This window comes from Paraglaciecola sp. 20A4 (genome assembly GCF_011378905.1).
Taxonomy (GTDB): domain Bacteria; phylum Pseudomonadota; class Gammaproteobacteria; order Enterobacterales; family Alteromonadaceae; genus Paraglaciecola.
The window spans coordinates 559,690-578,486 of sequence record NZ_WTPY01000001.1; the positions used below are offsets into that span (position 1 = coordinate 559,690).

Here is an 18,797-nt window from a genome sequence, read left to right on the forward strand (position 1 = left end):
CTGTGTTATAGTAATTCGTGTTGAACTTATTTCGCTGTTTTGCATTATTGAATTAATATAATGCTATAGAATAATAATTAACCATATCAAACATCTGAAAATATTCAAAACACTCGATCACACAAGGCAAATTAGCACATGAGAATATCTAAATTAAGCTGTGCGGTAATCGCCGCCCTCGCAACGAGTTCTGTATACGCACAGGAAGATGCAAGCAAAGCCAGCAAGACCGGCAAAGCTCATATTGAAACCATTGAAGTTACCGCCACGAAACGGTCTGAATCTATTCAAGATATTCCCGTATCGGTTACCGCGCTAAATGGTCAAGCATTGGAAAATCTTGGTGTTGATAATTTTCAAGAGTACGTCGAATTCTTACCAAACGTGATTTTTCAGGGAACAGGCCCCGGTCAGAATGAAATCTATATTCGTGGGGCCGCTACCACACAAAGTAATATATCAGTTTCGTCAGTGCAGGCACTGCAGCCCTCCGTGGCATTCTATTTAGACGAACAGCCTGTTTCAATGCAGGGGCGAAACCTGGATATATTCGCCACTGACATGCAACGTATTGAGGTATTGCCTGGGCCACAAGGTACGCTTTTCGGCGCTAGCTCGCAGTCAGGTACCGTGCGATTGATCACCAATAAACCTGATCACTCGGGTTTTTCTGCAGGTGTTGATACCAGTACCAGTTTCACCAAAGGCGGTGAAATGAGTAATTCGGTTGAGGCATTCATGAACTTCGCTGTATCTGATGACTTGGCGTTACGTGTAGCTGCCTACTCTGATAATCAAGGCGGCTGGATTGATAATATTCGTAACGACCCAAGCAACGGTGGTTACATAGGCAGTGCAGTGGTCATCGACAGAATTTCTGGCGGTGTGCTCAGCGACCCTGAAAATACCCCAGTGGTTTCACCTGAAAATGATGCGTTAGTGGAAGATGATTTTAACGATGCCGTATATTCAGGTGCCCGTTTTGGTTTGTCTTATATCATCAATGAAGATTGGGATTTGTTAGTTCAGCATACTCAGCAAACATTAAGCACTGAGGGCGTTTTCTCTTATGACCCGAATCTTCAAGGCGAAACTTCAACTAACCGTTTTGTTCCTGAAGACAACGACGATGAATTTGGCTTAACCACGTGGACCCTTGAAGGGCGCATGGACAAGCTTGAAGTGGTTTATACCGGTGGTTACTTAGACCGGTCAATCGATTCAACCATTGATTACACGGGTTACACTAACGGTGGGTTATTCTCTGCTTATTATGTGTGTAACTACGGTGGTGATGTGGCGCCAGAAGATGAGAGCTGCTTGGACCCTACTAAGTACTACAAAGAAAAAACAGACAGTACGCGTATGACTCACGAACTACGTTTTAACACCCCAAGTGATAACGTATGGCGCGTAACGGCGGGTGTTTTCTATGACGAGCAAGAACTTAATTCTGTGGGTAAGTTTAATATTGCCAATACTGAAAAGTTCGACAATCTAGCGGCTACTTTAGTGGGCTCTGAAGGGGTTAACTCTAATGGTGGCCCGTTCGAGCCAAGTATTAGTTTTGTTAACGACATTCAGCATGACATTGACCAAATAGCCGTATTCGGCCAGTTCGAATACGATTTAACCGAAGATATTACTGCTACTCTTGGTGCGCGTTGGTACCAAATCGAAGATACCTACAAAGGGTCGACGACAACGGTTGATGTTAGCGGCCGTCTACGTGCATTCGGTACTCAAGACCCTGATGCACTAGCGGGTATCGATGATGGAGTGATAGAAGCGATAGCAAACGGTCAGCTCGAAGTTGATTTATTAGACGACAACGGCACATTGACGGTTGATGACGTTATCTTAAAAGCGTCTGTTGATTGGAAAGTGAATGAAGATGTTTTAGTGTTTGCGACCTACTCTGAGGGCTTCCGCCCACCTGTAACGAACCGAGTCGGTGGTGGCTTAGCAACTAACCAAACGGGGGCATTCGAGAACTTCAGAATTCCAGTTTATTCTACTACGGATTCACTTGATAACTACGAGCTAGGTATTAAAGGTGACTTCTTAGACGGTATTTTACGTGTTAACGCTACCGCGTTTTACTCTGAAATCACTGATTTACAAACATCGCGTTATGACCCAACCAATATTAGTTTCTTGGTATTCACAGATAACGTCGGGGATGCAGAAATACGCGGTATTGACGCTGACGTAACCTGGTTGGCAACTGACAATTTAGTTATCAATGCAGCGTTTAGCTTTTTGGATACTGAGTTAACACGCATTAATTCAGCGCTAGATGGTATTGCGCCACCAGTGGGCAGCAGTCTTCCGTACTCTGCTGATTTCTCAGGTAACATTCGTGCACGTTACTACCATGAATTGGATAACGGTATGACCGCTTATGTGAACGGCTCAATCAGTTACACTGGCGATCGTCTTGCCAGTATGTCGATGGATGCCTACGCACTTGAAGACGCTGCTCAGTTAGTTTACGGCACAGGAACTGGCCTTAGTATCGAGCAGGAAGCCGCTGTGTATCAAGGTGTCACCTACCCGGACTCCAATGGAGAAGTCTTCCAAGGTGGGCGTTACATTCAAGATAGTTACATACTTGCTAACGTTGCATTTGGTATTACTAACGATGAATGGAAAGCGGAAATTTTTATTGATAACCTAACCGATGAGAGTGCTATCTTGTATATTGATGCTCAGCAGTATACGCCTAAAATAGTGTCTAACAGACCACGTACTGTAGGGTTAAGATTGTCTTACGACTTCTTTTAATCTTGCTGATGTGCTTAATTAGTTAAGCGCAATACGCATATGAAGGCAAGCCTACCTCGGCTTGCCTTTTTTATATACGGGCATGACACACCACCATTCAGTTTTCGGAGTCGCTACATTGAGTACCAAACATACGTCCCAAGCCAGTCAATTGTTTAATGAAGCGTGTAACGGGATAAAACGACATATTCAACAGGCGAAATTCAGTCAGGCCATCGCTTTATGTCATCAGCAATTAGCGGGTGATTTATCAAACGATAATAGAATAGAAATACTGTATTTATTGGTCGTAGCTCAGCGGTTAAACGGGGATCTAAGTGAGGCACTTGAGTCGAATAAAACTTTGCTTGAGGCAAATACTAAGCACGCACGAGCTTGGCAAGAAAACGGCTATTTGTATCTTGCACTGCGTGAGACACAACTGGCCGCTCAGTCTTTCTATCAAGCGACACAGCTAAATCCAGCGCTGCTGGCCAGCTGGCGAGCATTACTGCCGCTTTATCAACAGCAGGAAAATGCCAAAGCAGTGGCAATCAGCGAAGCACAAATAGACTATTTAGCCGGATTACCTAATGCGGTGCTAGGCGCTAAAGACCTTATGTACGAAGGGAATTTGCACAGTGCAGACAAGGTGTGTCGTCAATTTCTACAAGCGAATAAACATCACCCTGAAGCCATGTTGTTACTGGCTGAAATTGGCATTCAACTTAAGGTGTATGGGGAAGCTGAGTTTATTTTAAGCAGTTGTTTAGCGCTCTATCCTGAGCATAAAACCGCAGGTATAACGTACCTTCAATTATTAGCTAAGATGGCTAAATTTGCTGAAGCAAAAGCATTAGCTGATAAGTTGCTTGTAGCCTCGGCTGATAACGTCGTGCTGCTTTGTGCTAAAGCGAGCGCTATGGTGGGGTTAGGGGACGTAGACGAAGCGATTGATATTTACCAACGTTTGCTCAAAGTAAATGACGATCAACCCGGGATCCAGCTTTTACTTGGTCATGCGTTGAAGGCAATGGGGGATTTGCCCGCTGCGATCAGCGCTTATCAACGTGCGTATCAATACAAACCCGAATTTGGTGATGCTTACTGGAGTTTAGCCAATACCAAAACCTACCGCTTTAGCGATGATGAACTGCTCGCTATGGAACAACGCGTGGCGCAAGAGGGCATGGGGTTAGACGATAAAGTGCACTTGCATTTCGCCTTAGGTCAGTCATTGGAAGACAGGCATTCTTTTGATGCAGCTTTCTCACATTATGCCAAAGGTAATCTGCTTAAGCAGCAACAAATTAATTACAACCCAGAGGTATTTGAGCGCCAAGTGGCTAAGCAAATCGAAACTTGCCAACCAGAGCTTTTTGCACGCTTGAAAGCGGCTGGCGAGCCAAGTACAGATCCCATTTTCATTGTTGGTTTACCCAGAGCGGGCTCTACGCTACTCGAGCAAATACTCGCATCGCACTCTCAAGTCGATGGCACCATGGAGCTGCACGATATTCTTGGGCTTGCATCAAAATTACAAGGTCAGAAAAATCAGTACCCGCAAATATTGAGTGAGCTTGATGAAAGCTATTTTGTGCGTTTCGGGCAAAAATTCTTGCAAGACACAAGGGTGTATCGCCAGGGGGCAAGGTATTTTATTGATAAAATGCCGAATAACTTTTTGCACATTGGACTGATTAAACTCATTTTACCCAACGCGAAAGTCATTGATGCGAGGCGCGAGCCCATGGCATGTTGCTTTAGTGGCTTTAAGCAGTTGTTTGGTGATGGCCAAGAGTTCTCTTACGGACTTGAAAATATAGGGCGTTATTACCGTGCCTACGAACAACTTATGGCCCATTGGGATACTGTGCTGCCAGGGTTTGTTTTACGAGTGCAGCACGAAACCCTGATCGATGACTTACAAGGGCAAGTAAAGCGTATTCTCGATTTTTGTGCTTTGCCTTTCGAGCAGCCATGTATTGATTTTCATAAAACAGAGCGAGCAATAAAGACACCGAGCTCTGAGCAAGTTAGGCAACCGATTTATCGTTCAGGAATGGAGCAATGGAAGCACTTCGAGACCCATTTACTGCCGTTAAAAAAAGTATTGAGTGAGTCATAGCTAAATTTCAATACCGGAGCCTCGCACCAAAGCGCTACCTATAAAAAACGTTACTCGAATTGGTAATTAAGTAATTCGATATCACGCTTGTAATGCCGGCTTACGGCTTCACAAGAATCATCGTTGTAGTAGCTGCGATAATCCTGAGCGCGACCATTTGCTTTGCGTTTGTGGGGTAGAGGTGTGTTCTTCATACCACAACGTTGAACAATGGTAGAAAAATCATCAATTAGGGTTTCATAGCGACCAATGTAATCAACGATAATATTGCCGCTTAAATCGATCAGATGCTCACTCTGTAATTTTGTCGCGATATCAAAATGGAATATATACGGCCTGGCTGGGTCAAACTTGTACTCAATGAATTCGTTGAAATTCTTTATCCCTTTGAGTAAAGCGGGCTTCTCTCGTTGAATGTGATGATATGAGGAAACCTGAAGATCCCAAGGGTTGCGTACAAATGCAAATTTATATAGCTGATTAAAAAATGCGTCTGGAAGCATTTCTTTGGCAGTGATAGCACCGCAGTGGCGTGGAAATTTTGTGCCAGTGACGTGCCCACTCATATTACTCAGTTTGTGGCAGGGGAACATGAGGTAGTACATAGGGTCGTGCCAGCGTAGTTTGTTAAGCACTGAGCGAATACTTGTACCACCCGTTTTAGCGATGTGTATATATAAAAATTTATATCGATGGTTTAACAGCATGTCTTGCACTCAATTCAACGTTATTCTGGCAAAACCGCCAGTAAGAAAATCTCTACAACGACAGTAGCAAACCGCTAAGTGAATTCGAATAGCACAAGGTAATAATGCTGAACATCTCCACGTTTTGGTAAAGGTTTGTCAGTGTTTCTATGCTCGTGCAAAGATTGACATGAAATACCACAAATACCACAGCAAAATGGAGCAAAAATATCAGGGAAAGAAACAACAGCCTGAATATTGAGGAATGCGAAGGCTACATCCTAGTACTTAATGGACAGTAGCCTTAAATATGAAATATAAATTTAGACAAGACCGCCGTTTGCTCGCAAAACTTGACCGTTTATCCATGCGCCATCTGGGCCTACTAAGAACGCCACCGCGCTAGCAATGTCATCAGGAGTCGCCAATCGCTCTAGTGGGCTCATTTTAGCTAGGCGGTCGATTACGTCTTGTGACTTGCCAGTTAAAAACAAATCTGTCGCGGTGGGTCCTGGCGCGACAGAATTGACCGTGATGTCTTTCCCTCGTAACTCTTTACTTAAAATGGCGCTGAGCGTTTCAACGGCTGATTTTGTGGCCGCATAAATGCCATAATTTTCTAATTTCAAGCCAACAACGCTGGTAGACAAGTTCACAATACGCCCGCCGTTTGGCATCCGATTCGCTGCCTGCTTTAACGTATTGAATGTGCCTTTTAAGTTGACAGCGATTTGCTGATCAAAATCCTGTTCTTCACTTTGTGCCACTGGCGCATTTTTCATGATCCCTGCATTATTGATTAACACATTCACAGGGCCAAGCTCGCTCTCTATCGTGTCGAACATTTGTCTAACGTCATCGCTGTTGGCGACATTACATTTGATAGTGAAAGTACGCCCCCCAGCATCTTTTAATTCAGCTGCCAATGCTTTTGCGGGTGCTGGATCTCTCGAGTAATTGATAGCTACTGCAAAACCATCAGCTGATAATCTGCGCACTATCGCTGCGCCAATGCCTTTTGAACCACCTGTAACCAACGCTACTTTTTCAACGGACATAATTGCTTCCTAATTAAGAGATGAAAAGATAATTTAGCTTACAGGGTTTTGTGGTAAAAATGCCGCTTGGAAAATTACTCTTACAATTCCATCTTTCAACACTCGATGATATTAATTTGCCGTGTGTATGTTCGCGGACTTGGGAATAAGAGTCCGCTGTACATCCAAAACGTCGGCAAGTTTACAGGTAATATTTAGAGCACCGCTAGAGGTTGATGAATATGTTTTTCCGTATGTATTATTTTCCATTAGGCTTTGTTATTGGCAAGTTCCACGATGATTAAACCAAAATGTAGTTTGTTAGCCCAAGGGGTTGCTACGTATCGATTACGACCGATGGTTTGGGGCAATATCAAAAACACGGTGCGCAAATTACGAGTCGTAGAGGCCAGTAGAATAACCCTCATACTAGCGGCCGTCTTCATTACGCTAAGTCAGTTGCAACTGACGTAGCGCACTATTTCGGTAACTGCTTGATGGCGATTACGTTGAATCAATAAATAATGGTCGCCATTTTCAAGCTCGACATAATTTACATCCTTGTTTTAGGCTCTCAAGATCAAAGTACGCCTACTGTTTTTGCTAATGGCATCACACCGACTAGCGTAACCACAACCCCAGATGCGACCAATGTACCTGCCCCTGGGACGTTAGCTTTGCTCGCATTAGGTATATTTGGCGCAGTATTACGCCGCCGTAAATAGCGCTTCGTTTTTATGATGGACAGCGGGCTATCGCTGAGGTTGTGATAGCAATGTTCGTCGATTAAAAGCAACCACTTAGGTAACTCAGCGGTTGCTTTTTTATTGCGTTTGATAAAATACAGCGCTGTAAATTTACGTCATGCTCGTTTACGCAATGTTCGAGCCACGATAAGACATGGCAGTCAGGTTATCCCTTTATATTTTTGGTCGGACTGCGCTCTGGAAGACGTCGTAGATTTAGATCGTAACCGTCTTTCATTACTTGTATACACGATAAAATCATTGAGACGGTAAGATCTTCAATAGTTTTTTTATCCGTTACTTTACGGTTTAAACATTGCCCCGCTGCTTCTGGTAAACCAAACGAAATATCCACCGCTGGTATGGCTATCGACATGGGAATACCAAACATATCTTTTAATATTTCAGCTAAATGATTAACCGCAATCTCCCGGCCATATTGAGTCGGCCCGCCCACTGAAGATAAGCTTGGGTCAGCCTGTAAACGGCTTATCAGTAAACCCTTTTCGTCTATATATTCTAGATAGGCATGGGTGACGCCACGAACTAATTGCTCAATCGTATTGGCTTCTTGAATTGCTTTTTGTTGTGCCGCACGCAGAGATTTCATTTCACGGCGAAAAAGCTCCTGCAGCAACTCCGATATGCTAGGGAAATAGGAATAAACGGTGGACTTACTGATGTTCAGAGCCTTGCCTATGTGTTCGATACTGACGGCAAAAACCCCTTCTTGCGCAACAATTTTTGCACAGTACTGCAAAATTTCTTGCTCACGTTTTTCAGGAGATAAGCGCACTCTGGTTTTTTTCGGTTTAATCATAATGGGCTTCTATTGTATGCACTTCATTATCTGGATTATGCTGAATGGCGTTTGATGACCACTCGATTATTTTGCAGCAAATGAAACATGGTAGCCTAATGTCTTTACCATGAGAAACAATCACCTTACTTACCTTGAATAAATTCTTGCATGTACTTTATAACCTCTTCTGAGTGGTCGATAAAGGGGACATGGCTGTCGGTGTCGATCACTTTGATGGTTAAATTGTCTACGTAGTGGCCAACGGCATCAAATGCGTCTTCTGTAAACGCAGGGTCCTCTTTAGAGCGAATCAATAAACTCGGCACGCTGATGCGCGCTGTTTCACTGGGCCAGTAATCAGCTTCTTGAATTTGGTCAAACGCTGGAATATTTGCTGAGTACCAATTGATGGCAGCCTGTGCAGCCCCTGGTTGCTCCCAAGCCGTCAAAAAAGCCTGTTTAAACCGGTCATCTACATGACCATTTTCATGTAACCGAGCTGCGCCTTTCCAAATTAAATCAGCGCCGCGAACGGCAAACATTAGCTTGGCCATCCAACCGTCCAATCGTTCAATATATTGTGATCGCTCACGTTGTAACGCACTTTGGTCTAACACATTCAAGAAGGCATTCGGCGGTATGCCATTTATTACGATGAGTTTGCTGATTAATTCCGGGTGAGTTTGGCCTAGCGCCCACGCAACGCCGCCGCCCCAATCATGACCCACTAAAATCACCTTGTTATAAGGTGACAATTTGTGAATGAGTTGCTCAACATCACTCACCAGTTTTTCAATGTGGTAAGCGTCAACCTCCTCTGGTTTTTCTGAATAGCCGTAACCTCTGTTGTCGGGAGCGACGGCATGATATTGCTCACCAAATACGTCCAATAACTTAAACCACGACTCACCAAAGTAAGGAAAGCCATGCAAAAACAAGATCAGTTCGCCACTTCCTTTTTCTACATAGTGAATCGTTAATTCATTGATTGATATGGTTTGTGAAGCAAAGCCTAAATGGCTTTTAGGTTGTGTCAGCTTATCAACATTTTGTTGTTTGGAGCAGCCAAACAAGGTCATTGCCAAGCAAATTAAACATAGATAATTTTTCATATGAATTCCTTATTGAACTTGTGTGTATTAAATAATTAGTTTTTTATTTGTAGTCTATTTTTACAGCGCGTTCACACAAGAATGCCGTCATATTACGTTTATTTTCCTTCCTGTAAAGATGTATGAAATTTAATAATACATTTTTGATCATTAAGGTTAATACCATAATTCCAGATGTTTATTGCTGTGTATATCATTTTAATTAATTGATAATTAAGCTTTTAATCTAATCGCATCTATTTTGTTTTATGGGCTATTTGGAATGTCCTAGTTACTTAATTGTTAAATTAATGTTGACTAATGTATCTATGTTCAATAGCTTGTTTGCATAGTTTTACAAATTACTCCACTTATTGCGGTATTGGCCGTTTGCTTGTCGCTAGATGTGGAAATGTTTACTTTCGGGGGAATAAAACATGACTAGTCACACAGTTAAATGCCTAAAGCGTTACAAAATATCCACTGCGGTCGCGAGTATTATTGCTACTGCGCTTATGATGCCTACAGCAGGCGCACAACAAGCCATCACTGGCGACAAAGAAGATGACGTAGAGCGTATTTTTGTTACTGCATCTAAGCGACCACTTACTTTGCAAGATACGCCTATTGCGGTGTCGGTCACGAGTGCGGTGGATATCGAGCAATCCAAAATATTTGATGTTTTAGATTTGCAGACATTAGTGCCTTCTTTGAAGGTCAGCCAAACCACCCTTACAGCAGCTACCAGTTTCAGTATTCGAGGTTTCGGCAGTGATTCAGGCATTGGCACGGAGCCATCAGTCGGGGTGTTTATCGACGGCGTTTTTCGCTCAAGAGCGGGTGGGGCGATATCGGATTTACCACGATTGGAACGAGTAGAAGTACTCAGCGGGCCGCAAAGCACGCTGTTCGGTAAAAATGCGTCAGCCGGTGTGGTAAGTGTAGTGACATCTGCGCCCTCATTTGCCACAGAAGGTAAGGTGGAAGCAACGCTGGGTAACTACAATCAGCGCATTGTTAAAGGTTACGTCACCGGTGGCGTGAGCGATGAGGTAGCACTAAGTTTTTCCGCGGGTATCAATAAAAGAGACGGCTATACCACGTCTTTGCAAGATGGCGTGCCTGACCAAGATGATAGAAACCGCTGGAACTTGCGTGGCCAAGCGCTTTGGGAGCCAACACCTGACGTCACCCTTAGAGTGATTGCTGACTACAGCGAAATAGACGAGATTTGTTGCTCTAGTCCAAATGTGATCAGCGGCCCTGTTAACGGCATTGTGATGGCGTTAGGAGGGGCAGTATTAGACGATTCAAACCCCTTTGCTAGGGAGTCAGTGTTAATTAAAGCACCGACCAATGAGGTCGAGGACGGAGGGCTGTCGTTGCACCTTGATGTGAACTTTGACGGATTCTCACTAACATCCATTACCGCTTATCGCATGAACGATCTTGTCGCATCAAATCCTGTTGGTAGCACTGCGATTGACACGTCAACATCAGTTAGAGATATTGAATTTCGAGCATTTAGCCAAGAGTTACGTTTAACATCGACGGGTGATGGGCCATTGAGTTGGATTGCCGGCGGCTTCTTTTTTGACGAGGAAATCACATCGACCGACGCATTGGAATACGGCCCGGACCTAAGACCTTACGTTAACATTCTTACTGGCGGCGCTTTGGTGGGTGTTGAAAGTGCTTTGGGTCTTCCCGCGGGGACTTTCTACCCAGATGGTATTGCAGTGGCCTACGCTGAAGGACAAGACAACACTGATTACTCGTTCTTTGCATCAGCTGACTACCAGCTAACTGACGCACTGACTCTGACGGGGGGCTTAAACTACACCAACGATAAAAAAGACGCTTACGTCAGAGAAACGGCGAATGAAGATGTGTTCTCGTCGATTAATTTTAATACCCTAGCGGGCGGCGCGTTTGCAGGCTTAAGTGCCGCTCAGTTTAGGGCGCCCATCGTCAGTTTTCCTAACTCAATTGAAAATGGTAAGTCCGATGACAGTGACACCACTTATCTGGTTCGTTTAGCTTACAAGTGGAACGACAATTACAACTTCTACGTTAGCCAAGCGACAGGGTTCAAATCATCATCCTGGGATTTAACCAATTTTTCTCGCCCGGCCAGCTCACTTGCTTCGGCTTTAAATGCATCGGGTGAAAACTCGTCTAACCCTATGTATGGATCACGGTTATCTACTCCCGAGTATTCCACCGTGACCGAGGTGGGTGTGAAGGTTTGGTATCGGGAATTCCAGGCCAATCTGGCCATTTTCGACCAGTCATTAGACGACTTTCAGGTCAGAAGTTTTGACGGTATTGATTTATTCCAAGCGAATGCCGGTAAAACGTCAGTCGATGGATTCGAATTTGATGTGCGCTATTCGCCGAGTAAGAATTGGGCGTTTACTTTGGCAGGCACTTATTTGGATCCCATTTACGATGAATTTAAAAATGCCCCTCCTGGACCGAATTCACCACAAGATGAATTTGGTAATCGCTTACCAGAAGATTTATCGGGCACTAGGCCGTTAAATATCCACGACAAGAGCCTAGTGGCGGGCATCGTATACAACACCTCATTTGATGCAGGAGATCTTTATATTCGTGCTGATTACTCATATGAGAGCGCATTGGTGTTTGCCCCAGCTGGCAGCATCACCACGGATAACCCAGATTTAACCCGTCAGGTAAATAATCTCGGTATGAGTGCAGGCATGCATTTTAATAACGATATCAGCGTGCAGTTGTGGGCGCGAAACTTAACCGATGACGAGAACTTATTAAGTGTTTACGGCCAGGCAGGTCAGGCAGGCACGGTAGGGGCGTTTATCAATCAACCTCGCACATATGGTGTCAGCGTGGCTTACACATTTTAATGCTAGGCATTTCCCCATAACGCAGGGCTAGGTCTTGTTTTTTACGCTGAACATTCTCGTTTGATAACGATACTACACATTAAGGATACAAAATGAATTTGAATATGCAGGGCTTAAGAGCCATCGTCACCGGCGGAAGCCGAGGGATTGGCAAAGCGGTCATGGGCAATTTTTTAGCTGAAGATATGCGCTTAGCAACTTGCGCTCGAGGCAGCGTTGCCCTTGATGCGGCGGCAGAAGACTGGGCGAAAAGTACCCATCCTGTATTCGCCAAACCGCTGGACGTGACAGATATTTCAGCCTATGAAGCGTGGTTTACTGAAGCGCTTGCGCACCTTGGCGGACTAGACGTGTTGGTCAGTAACGTTAGCACCCTAGAAACCCAAGAGGGCATCGATCGCTGGAAGAATCGATTTGAAGTAGACTTAATGCAGCATATTCGGTTAACCGAACTGGCGCTGCCGTATCTTAAAAAAAGTGCGTCGCCGTCTATTGTGTATGTGGCCTCTATTGCGTCGGTTATGACTAATAACTCGCCTGCTGAATTGGAGTATGGTTCGATAAAAGCGGCTTTAACCTCATATGCGATGAAACTTGCCAATCAAGTGGGGCAATTCAATATTCGAGTCAACGTGGTATCTCCTGGGCCTATTGTGCATAAAAATGGTCACTGGGACGTGATGAAAAGCAAGCAGCCGGAGTTTTATGACAAAGTCGCGTCATTATCAGCGTTTAATCGCCTAGGCACCCCCGAAGAAGTGGCTAACCCGATCACGTTTTTATCTAGCCCCGCGGCATCACACATTACCGGTACTAACTTACGGGTCGATGGCGGAACGGTCAAAACGGTGAATTTTTAACGCTTTTCCATGCTGTACATACTTCAAGCAAGTTGCGTTTTTTATAAGGAGAAAACGATGCGTCACTATTTAATAGGTTTGTTAAGTCTTTTATTACTAAGCGGTTGCTCGTGGTTTATTTCACCGCCGAGTCGAGTCGATAACCCCGTAATAGAGGGAGTTAATTACGTGGGCATAACAGTGACTAATCTTGAGCAAACGGAACAACTTTACCGTGACGCTACCGAGGTTGAGCTCATCGAAACGGATAAACTAAGTAACAACACTCTTATTAATGCGGTAGCTCAGCGCTCTGGTGTCAGTGTTAACACCAAACTTTTAAGGGGGGTAAACGCTCAGTTGCTCTTAATGCAATTTGATAAGACCTCTGAAAAAGCCAAAGCCAGTAGTTTCGTCGATGCCAACGGCCCGGGTATGGCGCATCTGGCTTTTCAGGTCATCGACACTACTCAGACCTACCAGAAAATTCTGGCTGGTGGTGCAAGTTATATTGGTAGCAAAGACATGATGACAAACCCTAAAACGCACGTCTCTTACGCTTATGTGCGCGACCCTGACAACATCATATTAGAAATTGAGCACGTTAATATAAAACCATTGAACTTGCCTAAGCCACCGAAAAATGAGCGCCGAATTCGGCATATATCACTGGCTACCGGGGATATGGATCGCTTGGTTGATTTTTACTCATTCTTGTTAGAAACCGAAAACCCCCGTCGTGCTGGTCAGTATTTACATAATGAGGGTGAGTTCGTTGATAACGTTTCCGGATTAAAAGACAGTGAAATTGAAATGGCTTGGTTCCAAGTGAGAAACCTAGAGCTAGAGATTATTCAATACCATAACCCTGTACCTATGGTCTTGGACTCGCCCAGACCTATTGATGCCACCGGCTTCAACATGATTATGTTTGATGTGACTAATTTAGAAAGTGCTCAGCAAATGTTACTTGATGCAGGAGGCAGCGTAGTAACAAAAACGCAGCTGTTTAATGGCGGAAACACCTTTTTCGGGCGTGACCCCGACGGCAATTTACTCGGCTTTCAGACGTTGGCAGCCCAATCGCCTTTTTCAGCCAAAAACTTTAAAAACAACGGTGTCGAATAATAAAAACACACGATGTGCTTAGTGAGCGCGTAATGCGAATTAAGCACGGTTCTCCCCTTTTTCGGCGAAGTATCGCCCCTTGGAGCCTTCAATTTCATGTTGACTAAAATTTTCCACTGGTTGGTCGTTGTACTGATCTTTTTATTTGGTTTGCCGCTGACGTTACTGGGCGGCTATCTCGCTTTTCTTGGGGGCAGTGTTTATTATTTCGCCGCGGGTATTACCCTGATTGCCACAGCCGTACTGATGATTAAAGGCAACCCTTTAGCCTATAAATTATTCGGCGGCCTGCTCGTTATCACGCTTATATGGGCAACCTACGAGTCAGATTTATATTGGTTAGCGCTTTTACCTAGGATCGCCACGTGGCTTATATTCGCGCTTTGGTTTGTAACGCCTTGGTATGCAGCAACGCTTAAGCAACCGCACGGTGCATCGAGTGTTCATCGTCGCTGGATATTCTTGCCAAGCGGACTTTCAGCTATAGTCTTATTGGTAAGCGTTTTACAGGGATATGAGCAAAACGGCACAGGTACCCAAAGGCCATTATCGGATACGGCGAACATCACGGATTGGCGCAATTATGGCAATACCGATGGTGGCACGCGTTTCGCGCAGTTAGCACAGATAAATACCGAAACGGTTGGAAATTTAAAGGAAGTTTGGCGCTACCGCACTGGCGTGGAGCAGACCTTTAAAATGACGCCGCTTCAGGTTGATGACCATCTGTACATCTGCGGGGCTTCCAATGTGCTTATGGCGATTAACAGTGATAACGGACAAGAAGTGTGGCGCTATGACCCCAAGGCTATTCCTTCAGGCAGCAATCAATACGCACAGACCTGCCGTGGTGTGAGTTATCACGAAGCGCCAGCTGACTATGTGGGGCAATGTCCTAAACGTATCTTGGTCGGCACGGTAGATGCTAGATTGATTGCCGTTGATGCCATGACAGGGGCACTGTGCACAGATTTTGGTGATAATGGTACGGTTGATTTAACCAAAGGGTTAGGCCTATATGAATTAGGCGAGTATTACGTTACGTCGCCTCCGCTTATCGCAGATGATGTAGCGGTTATTGGCGGGCTAGTGGCTGACACGCAGGATCTTGGTCTGCCCTCAGGCGTTGTTCGAGCATTTAGCGCCACAACGGGGCAGTTCGTCTGGGCTTGGGACTTGGGCAACCCTGGTTATTATGGCGAGCCAAACGAAGGCGAAATATACACGCCTGGTACGCCCAATGTGTGGACCATTATGAGCTATGACCCAGAACTTGATCTCATATATGCGCCCACGGGTAATGCATCACCTGATTATTGGGGCGGTGTCAGGCGTGATTATGATGACGGCTGGTCATCGGCGATTGTCGCACTAGATGGTGCCAGCGGCGAGCCGCGCTGGAAATATCAAACTGTGCATCACGACGTGTGGGACTACGATTTGCCTGCCCAGCCTGTATTGGTCGATGTAGAGCGAGATGGCGAAATGGTGCCATCGGTGGCCGTGCCGACCAAAATGGGCGACATATTTTTGTTAGATCGACGCGACGGCACACCCGTGCACCCGATTGAAGAGCGTCCTGTACCCCAAAGCGAACTATACGGCGAGCGCCTTTCTGCTACGCAACCGTTTTCCCCGCTACCCAACTTTCACCCCTTCAGGCACGAAGAAGACATGTGGGGCTTAACCCCTATCGATCAACTCTTATGCCGAGTGGAATATAAAATCATGAATTACGAAGGTATGTTCACGCCGCCTTCTGCTGATGGACCGTTGTTAATTGGCGGCACTATGCTAGCGCCAGGTAACTTTGGTGGATTCAACTGGGGCAGTGTTTCGGTGGATGCCGACAACGGATTGCTCATTGCTGCGCCGCAAATGTTGGCGCACCGACTGAATATGGTTACGCCAGAACAAGTGGCAAAAGCAGGCCCAATTGCGCAATATCTACTGGGCCCCAATCACCCCGCGGTGAGGATGGACCCGGATGCACCTATGCCTGAAAAGCGTGATGCTAAACCTGATGATCCCTTCGATCATGTGCGCATTAAATACTACGGCTGGCCAGAACCTTTTATGTCTAAGTTGGGCACACGCGTACCGTGTTTTGAGCCGCCGTGGGCGCGCATCGCCGTGATGGACCTGAACACCAAAGAACTGCTCTGGAGTCGTCCTTTGGGCAGTATGGAGTACGCAGGGCCATTTGGTATACGCTCAGGTTTACCCATTGAGGTAGGGGTGGCTGTAAGAGCAGGCACCTTAACAACACGAGGCGGGTTAACCTTTATTAGCTCAACTATGGATTCTACAGTTCGCGCTTACGATGTGCGAACAGGTGAAATTAAGTGGCACGATACTTTGCCAGGCCATGGTCAATCTACGCCCATGAGTTATCAATCCTCTAAGACGGGCAAGCAGTTTATTGTCGTGACTGTGCCTAATCCTAGTTGGACTTACCCTCGTGATCCTGAAACGAACACCTACGAAGATTCACGAAGCCCACGAGATGGCAAAGGCGGCTATGTTATTGCTTACGCACTGGAATAAGACTGACAAATGCTCGTGACTTAACGGGCATTTTTCTTCTTGCGCCATTTCTTTTTATAAGCAGGTTTGGTTGAAGCAAGCCCAGCGAATTGGCTAGTATCAATGCGCTGGCTAGCGTTAATTAACTCGCCGATGGTGTGCGTTAGTGGCTGCATAAAGTCTTGATAGCGCATTTTGCGCTGGGAAATCTTATCCAAATTCGCTTCCCAAATGGCGGTCATATCCGGTCGGGTTGACTCACTTGGCAGGGCGTTGATCAGCGCTTTACCCGTCGCGGTTGCATGTATTTCTTTGCCGTTTTTTTGCATAAATTGGCGTTTAAACAGTAAATCGATAATTGAGGCTCTTGTGGCCTCGGTGCCTAAACCATCGGTGTCTTTAAGAATTTTTTTAATATTAGCGTCATGCACATAGCGGGCGATGCCTGTCATGGCGGCTAACAAGGTGGCTTCGGTAAAATGCTTGGGGGGCGATGTTTGTTTTTCCACCAGCTGAGAATCAATGCAATCGAGTGATTGGCCTTTGGCCAAGGTAGGTAGCGCAGGCTCGTTTTTTGTTTCCTGCTTGGGTTCACTCTGTTTGGTTAATGCCAACCAGCCTTTATCGGTAGTAGCTTTAGACTTGGCGACAAAAACGCCGCCGGCAATGGTGACCACCGCGGTTTGTTCTTGGTATTTATGGGGGCCATAAAATTGCATAACATATTGCATGGCAATCAACTGATAAATTTTTGCTTCATCAGCACTTAAACTTGATATAGCTTTGCTGCGTGATGTAGGAATAATGGCGTGGTGGGCATCCACTTTACTGTCGTTCCACGCTTTCGATTTTAGCTTGCTATTGGCGTTATCCACTGCGCTTTGTTGTTCAGGTGCATTTGCTTTAATGGCGCTCAATACCTTCGGCGCTTCACTGAAATGCTCCATGGGCAAATACCGTGAATCAGAGCGAGGATAGGTGATTAACTGATGCCGCTCGTACAACGACTGGCACACATTCAACACTGTTTTAGGAGATAAATTAAAGCGTTTAGACGCATCAATCTGTAATGACGATAAATTATAGGGCAGTGGCGGCGGACTTTGCTTGTCCTTCACTGTATATGACTCCACCACGCCAAGTTGACCACGAGTTTTGCTCACCACAGTCTGGGCAAGCTTCTTTACAATCACCCGACCTTCTTCATCTTGATAAGGCTCGCACGCCGCACTGGGCTGCCATTTCGCGCTAAAGGTTTGGCTACTATCATCGCCGATTGCATGCGTGGCGAGCGTTGCAAGCACTTCATAAAATGGTTTCGACTGAAACTGTGCAATCTCTGCATCACGCCTAACGACTAAACCGAGTACGGGTGTTTGCACTCGCCCCACCGAAAGCACGCCAGAATAACCACCGCGCTGGCCGAGCAGGGTATAAGCGCGGGTCAAATTTAAGCCATAAAGCCAGTCGGCTCGTGAGCGTGCCAAAGCGGAAATCGATAAGCCGGTAAAGTCTCGATTAGGGCGAATATTGCTCAGGGATTTTTTAACCGCATTTAGGTTTAGGTCATTGATGAGCAAGCGCCCGGCGTTATCGATGATATTGCGTTTCACTTTGCAATACGTGATGACTTCGTCCACAAGCAGTTGACCTTCGCGATCGGGATCTCCGGCATTCACAACGTGTGTCGCTGTTTTTAATAAGCGCTTAATCACTGATAATTGTTTGCTGGTGCCTTTTTTCGGTACCAGTATCCAGTCCTGCGGCACGATAGGCAGATGTTGCAGAGCCCACTTAGCGTAGGCTGGATCGTATTTATCAGGCTCTGCTTGTTCTAATAAATGGCCTATACACCAGGTCACACAGTCGCCATTTCCAAGCTGAATATAACCGTCTTGCTTTTGTTGTTGGCCACTAAAGCCTTGTGCAATTGCGCGGCCTAAACTGGGCTTTTCAGCGATATATAAGATCATAGAAACAAAACTGTATGTAAAAACAGTAGTGTAGCAATAAATATCGCTGGGTTGAAGTTGGGCGATTTTTATCTGCAATTTAGCGGTTATTTTGCTCATTTGACTAACTTACCTATGTATAGAGGAAATAATATAGGGAAACCGAATTCATAAATGTCAAAAAATAGTGGTTTTTTAGTTTGTGACT

At 45.4% G+C, this 18,797-nt stretch carries 12 protein-coding genes; 7 read left to right on the forward strand and 5 right to left on the reverse strand.

The genetic code is table 11. The features are described 5' to 3' along the window. The first annotated feature begins 138 nt into the window (after window positions 1-138). Window positions 139-2,787, forward strand: a complete 2,649-nt coding sequence (locus GQS54_RS02260; RefSeq protein ID WP_166422368.1) for a TonB-dependent receptor — start codon at window positions 139-141, stop codon at window positions 2,785-2,787. Window positions 2,788-2,905: 118 nt separating this feature from the next. After that, complete coding sequence (locus GQS54_RS02265) at window positions 2,906-4,894, forward strand: tetratricopeptide repeat-containing sulfotransferase family protein (protein WP_166422369.1); 1,989 nt, start codon at window positions 2,906-2,908, stop codon at window positions 4,892-4,894. 50 nt (window positions 4,895-4,944) lie between these two features. Here GQS54_RS02265 and GQS54_RS02270 read toward each other — a convergent pair whose 3' ends face one another. Further along, entirely contained in the window at window positions 4,945-5,601 is a 657-nt protein-coding gene (locus GQS54_RS02270; RefSeq protein WP_166422370.1) for a sulfotransferase family 2 domain-containing protein, read from the reverse strand. Between the two features lie 302 nt (window positions 5,602-5,903). Beyond that, the gene (locus GQS54_RS02275) at window positions 5,904-6,638 is read right to left on the reverse strand and encodes an SDR family oxidoreductase (RefSeq protein ID WP_166422371.1); all 735 of its coding nucleotides are present in this window, start codon (window positions 6,636-6,638) and stop codon (window positions 5,904-5,906) included. Between the two features lie 503 nt (window positions 6,639-7,141). Between GQS54_RS02275 and GQS54_RS02280 the strand changes: the two genes are divergently transcribed. Further along, entirely contained in the window at window positions 7,142-7,342 is a 201-nt protein-coding gene (locus tag GQS54_RS02280) for a PEP-CTERM sorting domain-containing protein (RefSeq protein ID WP_277344117.1), read from the forward strand. Window positions 7,343-7,529: 187 nt separating this feature from the next. On the opposite strand, the gene GQS54_RS02285 is transcribed toward GQS54_RS02280, so the two are convergent. Together GQS54_RS02285 and GQS54_RS02290 are read right to left on the reverse strand one after the other, a co-directional pair. Further along, on the reverse strand, window positions 7,530-8,183 hold the full coding sequence (locus GQS54_RS02285; RefSeq protein WP_166422372.1) for a TetR/AcrR family transcriptional regulator: 654 nt from the start codon (window positions 8,181-8,183) through the stop codon (window positions 7,530-7,532). Between the two features lie 125 nt (window positions 8,184-8,308). Then, window positions 8,309-9,277: an alpha/beta hydrolase gene (locus GQS54_RS02290; protein ID WP_166422373.1), complete on the reverse strand. Its 969-nt coding sequence runs from the start codon at window positions 9,275-9,277 to the stop codon at window positions 8,309-8,311. A 416-nt stretch (window positions 9,278-9,693) separates the two neighbouring features. On the opposite strand from GQS54_RS02290, the gene GQS54_RS02295 reads away from it, so the two are divergent. From GQS54_RS02295 to GQS54_RS02310, 4 genes are all read left to right on the forward strand, one after another. Next, window positions 9,694-12,144, forward strand: coding sequence for a TonB-dependent receptor (locus GQS54_RS02295; RefSeq protein ID WP_166422374.1), 2,451 nt, complete (start codon window positions 9,694-9,696; stop codon window positions 12,142-12,144). A 92-nt stretch (window positions 12,145-12,236) separates the two neighbouring features. Further along, on the forward strand, window positions 12,237-13,004 hold the full coding sequence (locus tag GQS54_RS02300) for an SDR family oxidoreductase (protein WP_166422375.1): 768 nt from the start codon (window positions 12,237-12,239) through the stop codon (window positions 13,002-13,004). A gap of 57 nt (window positions 13,005-13,061) precedes the next feature. Continuing rightward, window positions 13,062-14,111: a VOC family protein gene (locus tag GQS54_RS02305; RefSeq protein WP_166422376.1), complete on the forward strand. Its 1,050-nt coding sequence runs from the start codon at window positions 13,062-13,064 to the stop codon at window positions 14,109-14,111. Window positions 14,112-14,207: 96 nt separating this feature from the next. Further along, window positions 14,208-16,658 (forward strand): PQQ-binding-like beta-propeller repeat protein, encoded by a 2,451-nt coding sequence (locus GQS54_RS02310; protein ID WP_166422377.1) that lies wholly within the window; start codon window positions 14,208-14,210, stop codon window positions 16,656-16,658. 20 nt (window positions 16,659-16,678) lie between these two features. Here GQS54_RS02310 and GQS54_RS02315 read toward each other — a convergent pair whose 3' ends face one another. Next, window positions 16,679-18,610: a DNA topoisomerase III gene (locus GQS54_RS02315; RefSeq protein WP_166422435.1), complete on the reverse strand. Its 1,932-nt coding sequence runs from the start codon at window positions 18,608-18,610 to the stop codon at window positions 16,679-16,681. Window positions 18,611-18,797 lie beyond the last annotated feature (187 nt).

What these genes read in the sequence shown, in the direction of transcription:
- GQS54_RS02260 (WP_166422368.1), top strand. Translation starts at nt 139, where the DNA reads ATGAGAATATCTAAATTAAGCTGTGCGGTAATCGCCGCCCTCGCAACG.
- GQS54_RS02270 (WP_166422370.1), bottom strand. Translation starts at nt 5,601, where the DNA reads ATGCTGTTAAACCATCGATATAAATTTTTATATATACACATCGCTAAA.
- GQS54_RS02275 (WP_166422371.1), bottom strand. Translation starts at nt 6,638, where the DNA reads ATGTCCGTTGAAAAAGTAGCGTTGGTTACAGGTGGTTCAAAAGGCATT.
- GQS54_RS02280 (WP_277344117.1), top strand. Translation starts at nt 7,142, where the DNA reads ATGGTCGCCATTTTCAAGCTCGACATAATTTACATCCTTGTTTTAGGC.
- GQS54_RS02285 (WP_166422372.1), bottom strand. Translation starts at nt 8,183, where the DNA reads ATGATTAAACCGAAAAAAACCAGAGTGCGCTTATCTCCTGAAAAACGT.
- GQS54_RS02290 (WP_166422373.1), bottom strand. Translation starts at nt 9,277, where the DNA reads ATGAAAAATTATCTATGTTTAATTTGCTTGGCAATGACCTTGTTTGGC.
- GQS54_RS02295 (WP_166422374.1), top strand. Translation starts at nt 9,694, where the DNA reads ATGACTAGTCACACAGTTAAATGCCTAAAGCGTTACAAAATATCCACT.
- GQS54_RS02300 (WP_166422375.1), top strand. Translation starts at nt 12,237, where the DNA reads ATGAATTTGAATATGCAGGGCTTAAGAGCCATCGTCACCGGCGGAAGC.
- GQS54_RS02305 (WP_166422376.1), top strand. Translation starts at nt 13,062, where the DNA reads ATGCGTCACTATTTAATAGGTTTGTTAAGTCTTTTATTACTAAGCGGT.
- GQS54_RS02310 (WP_166422377.1), top strand. Translation starts at nt 14,208, where the DNA reads ATGTTGACTAAAATTTTCCACTGGTTGGTCGTTGTACTGATCTTTTTA.
- GQS54_RS02315 (WP_166422435.1), bottom strand. Translation starts at nt 18,610, where the DNA reads ATGATCTTATATATCGCTGAAAAGCCCAGTTTAGGCCGCGCAATTGCA.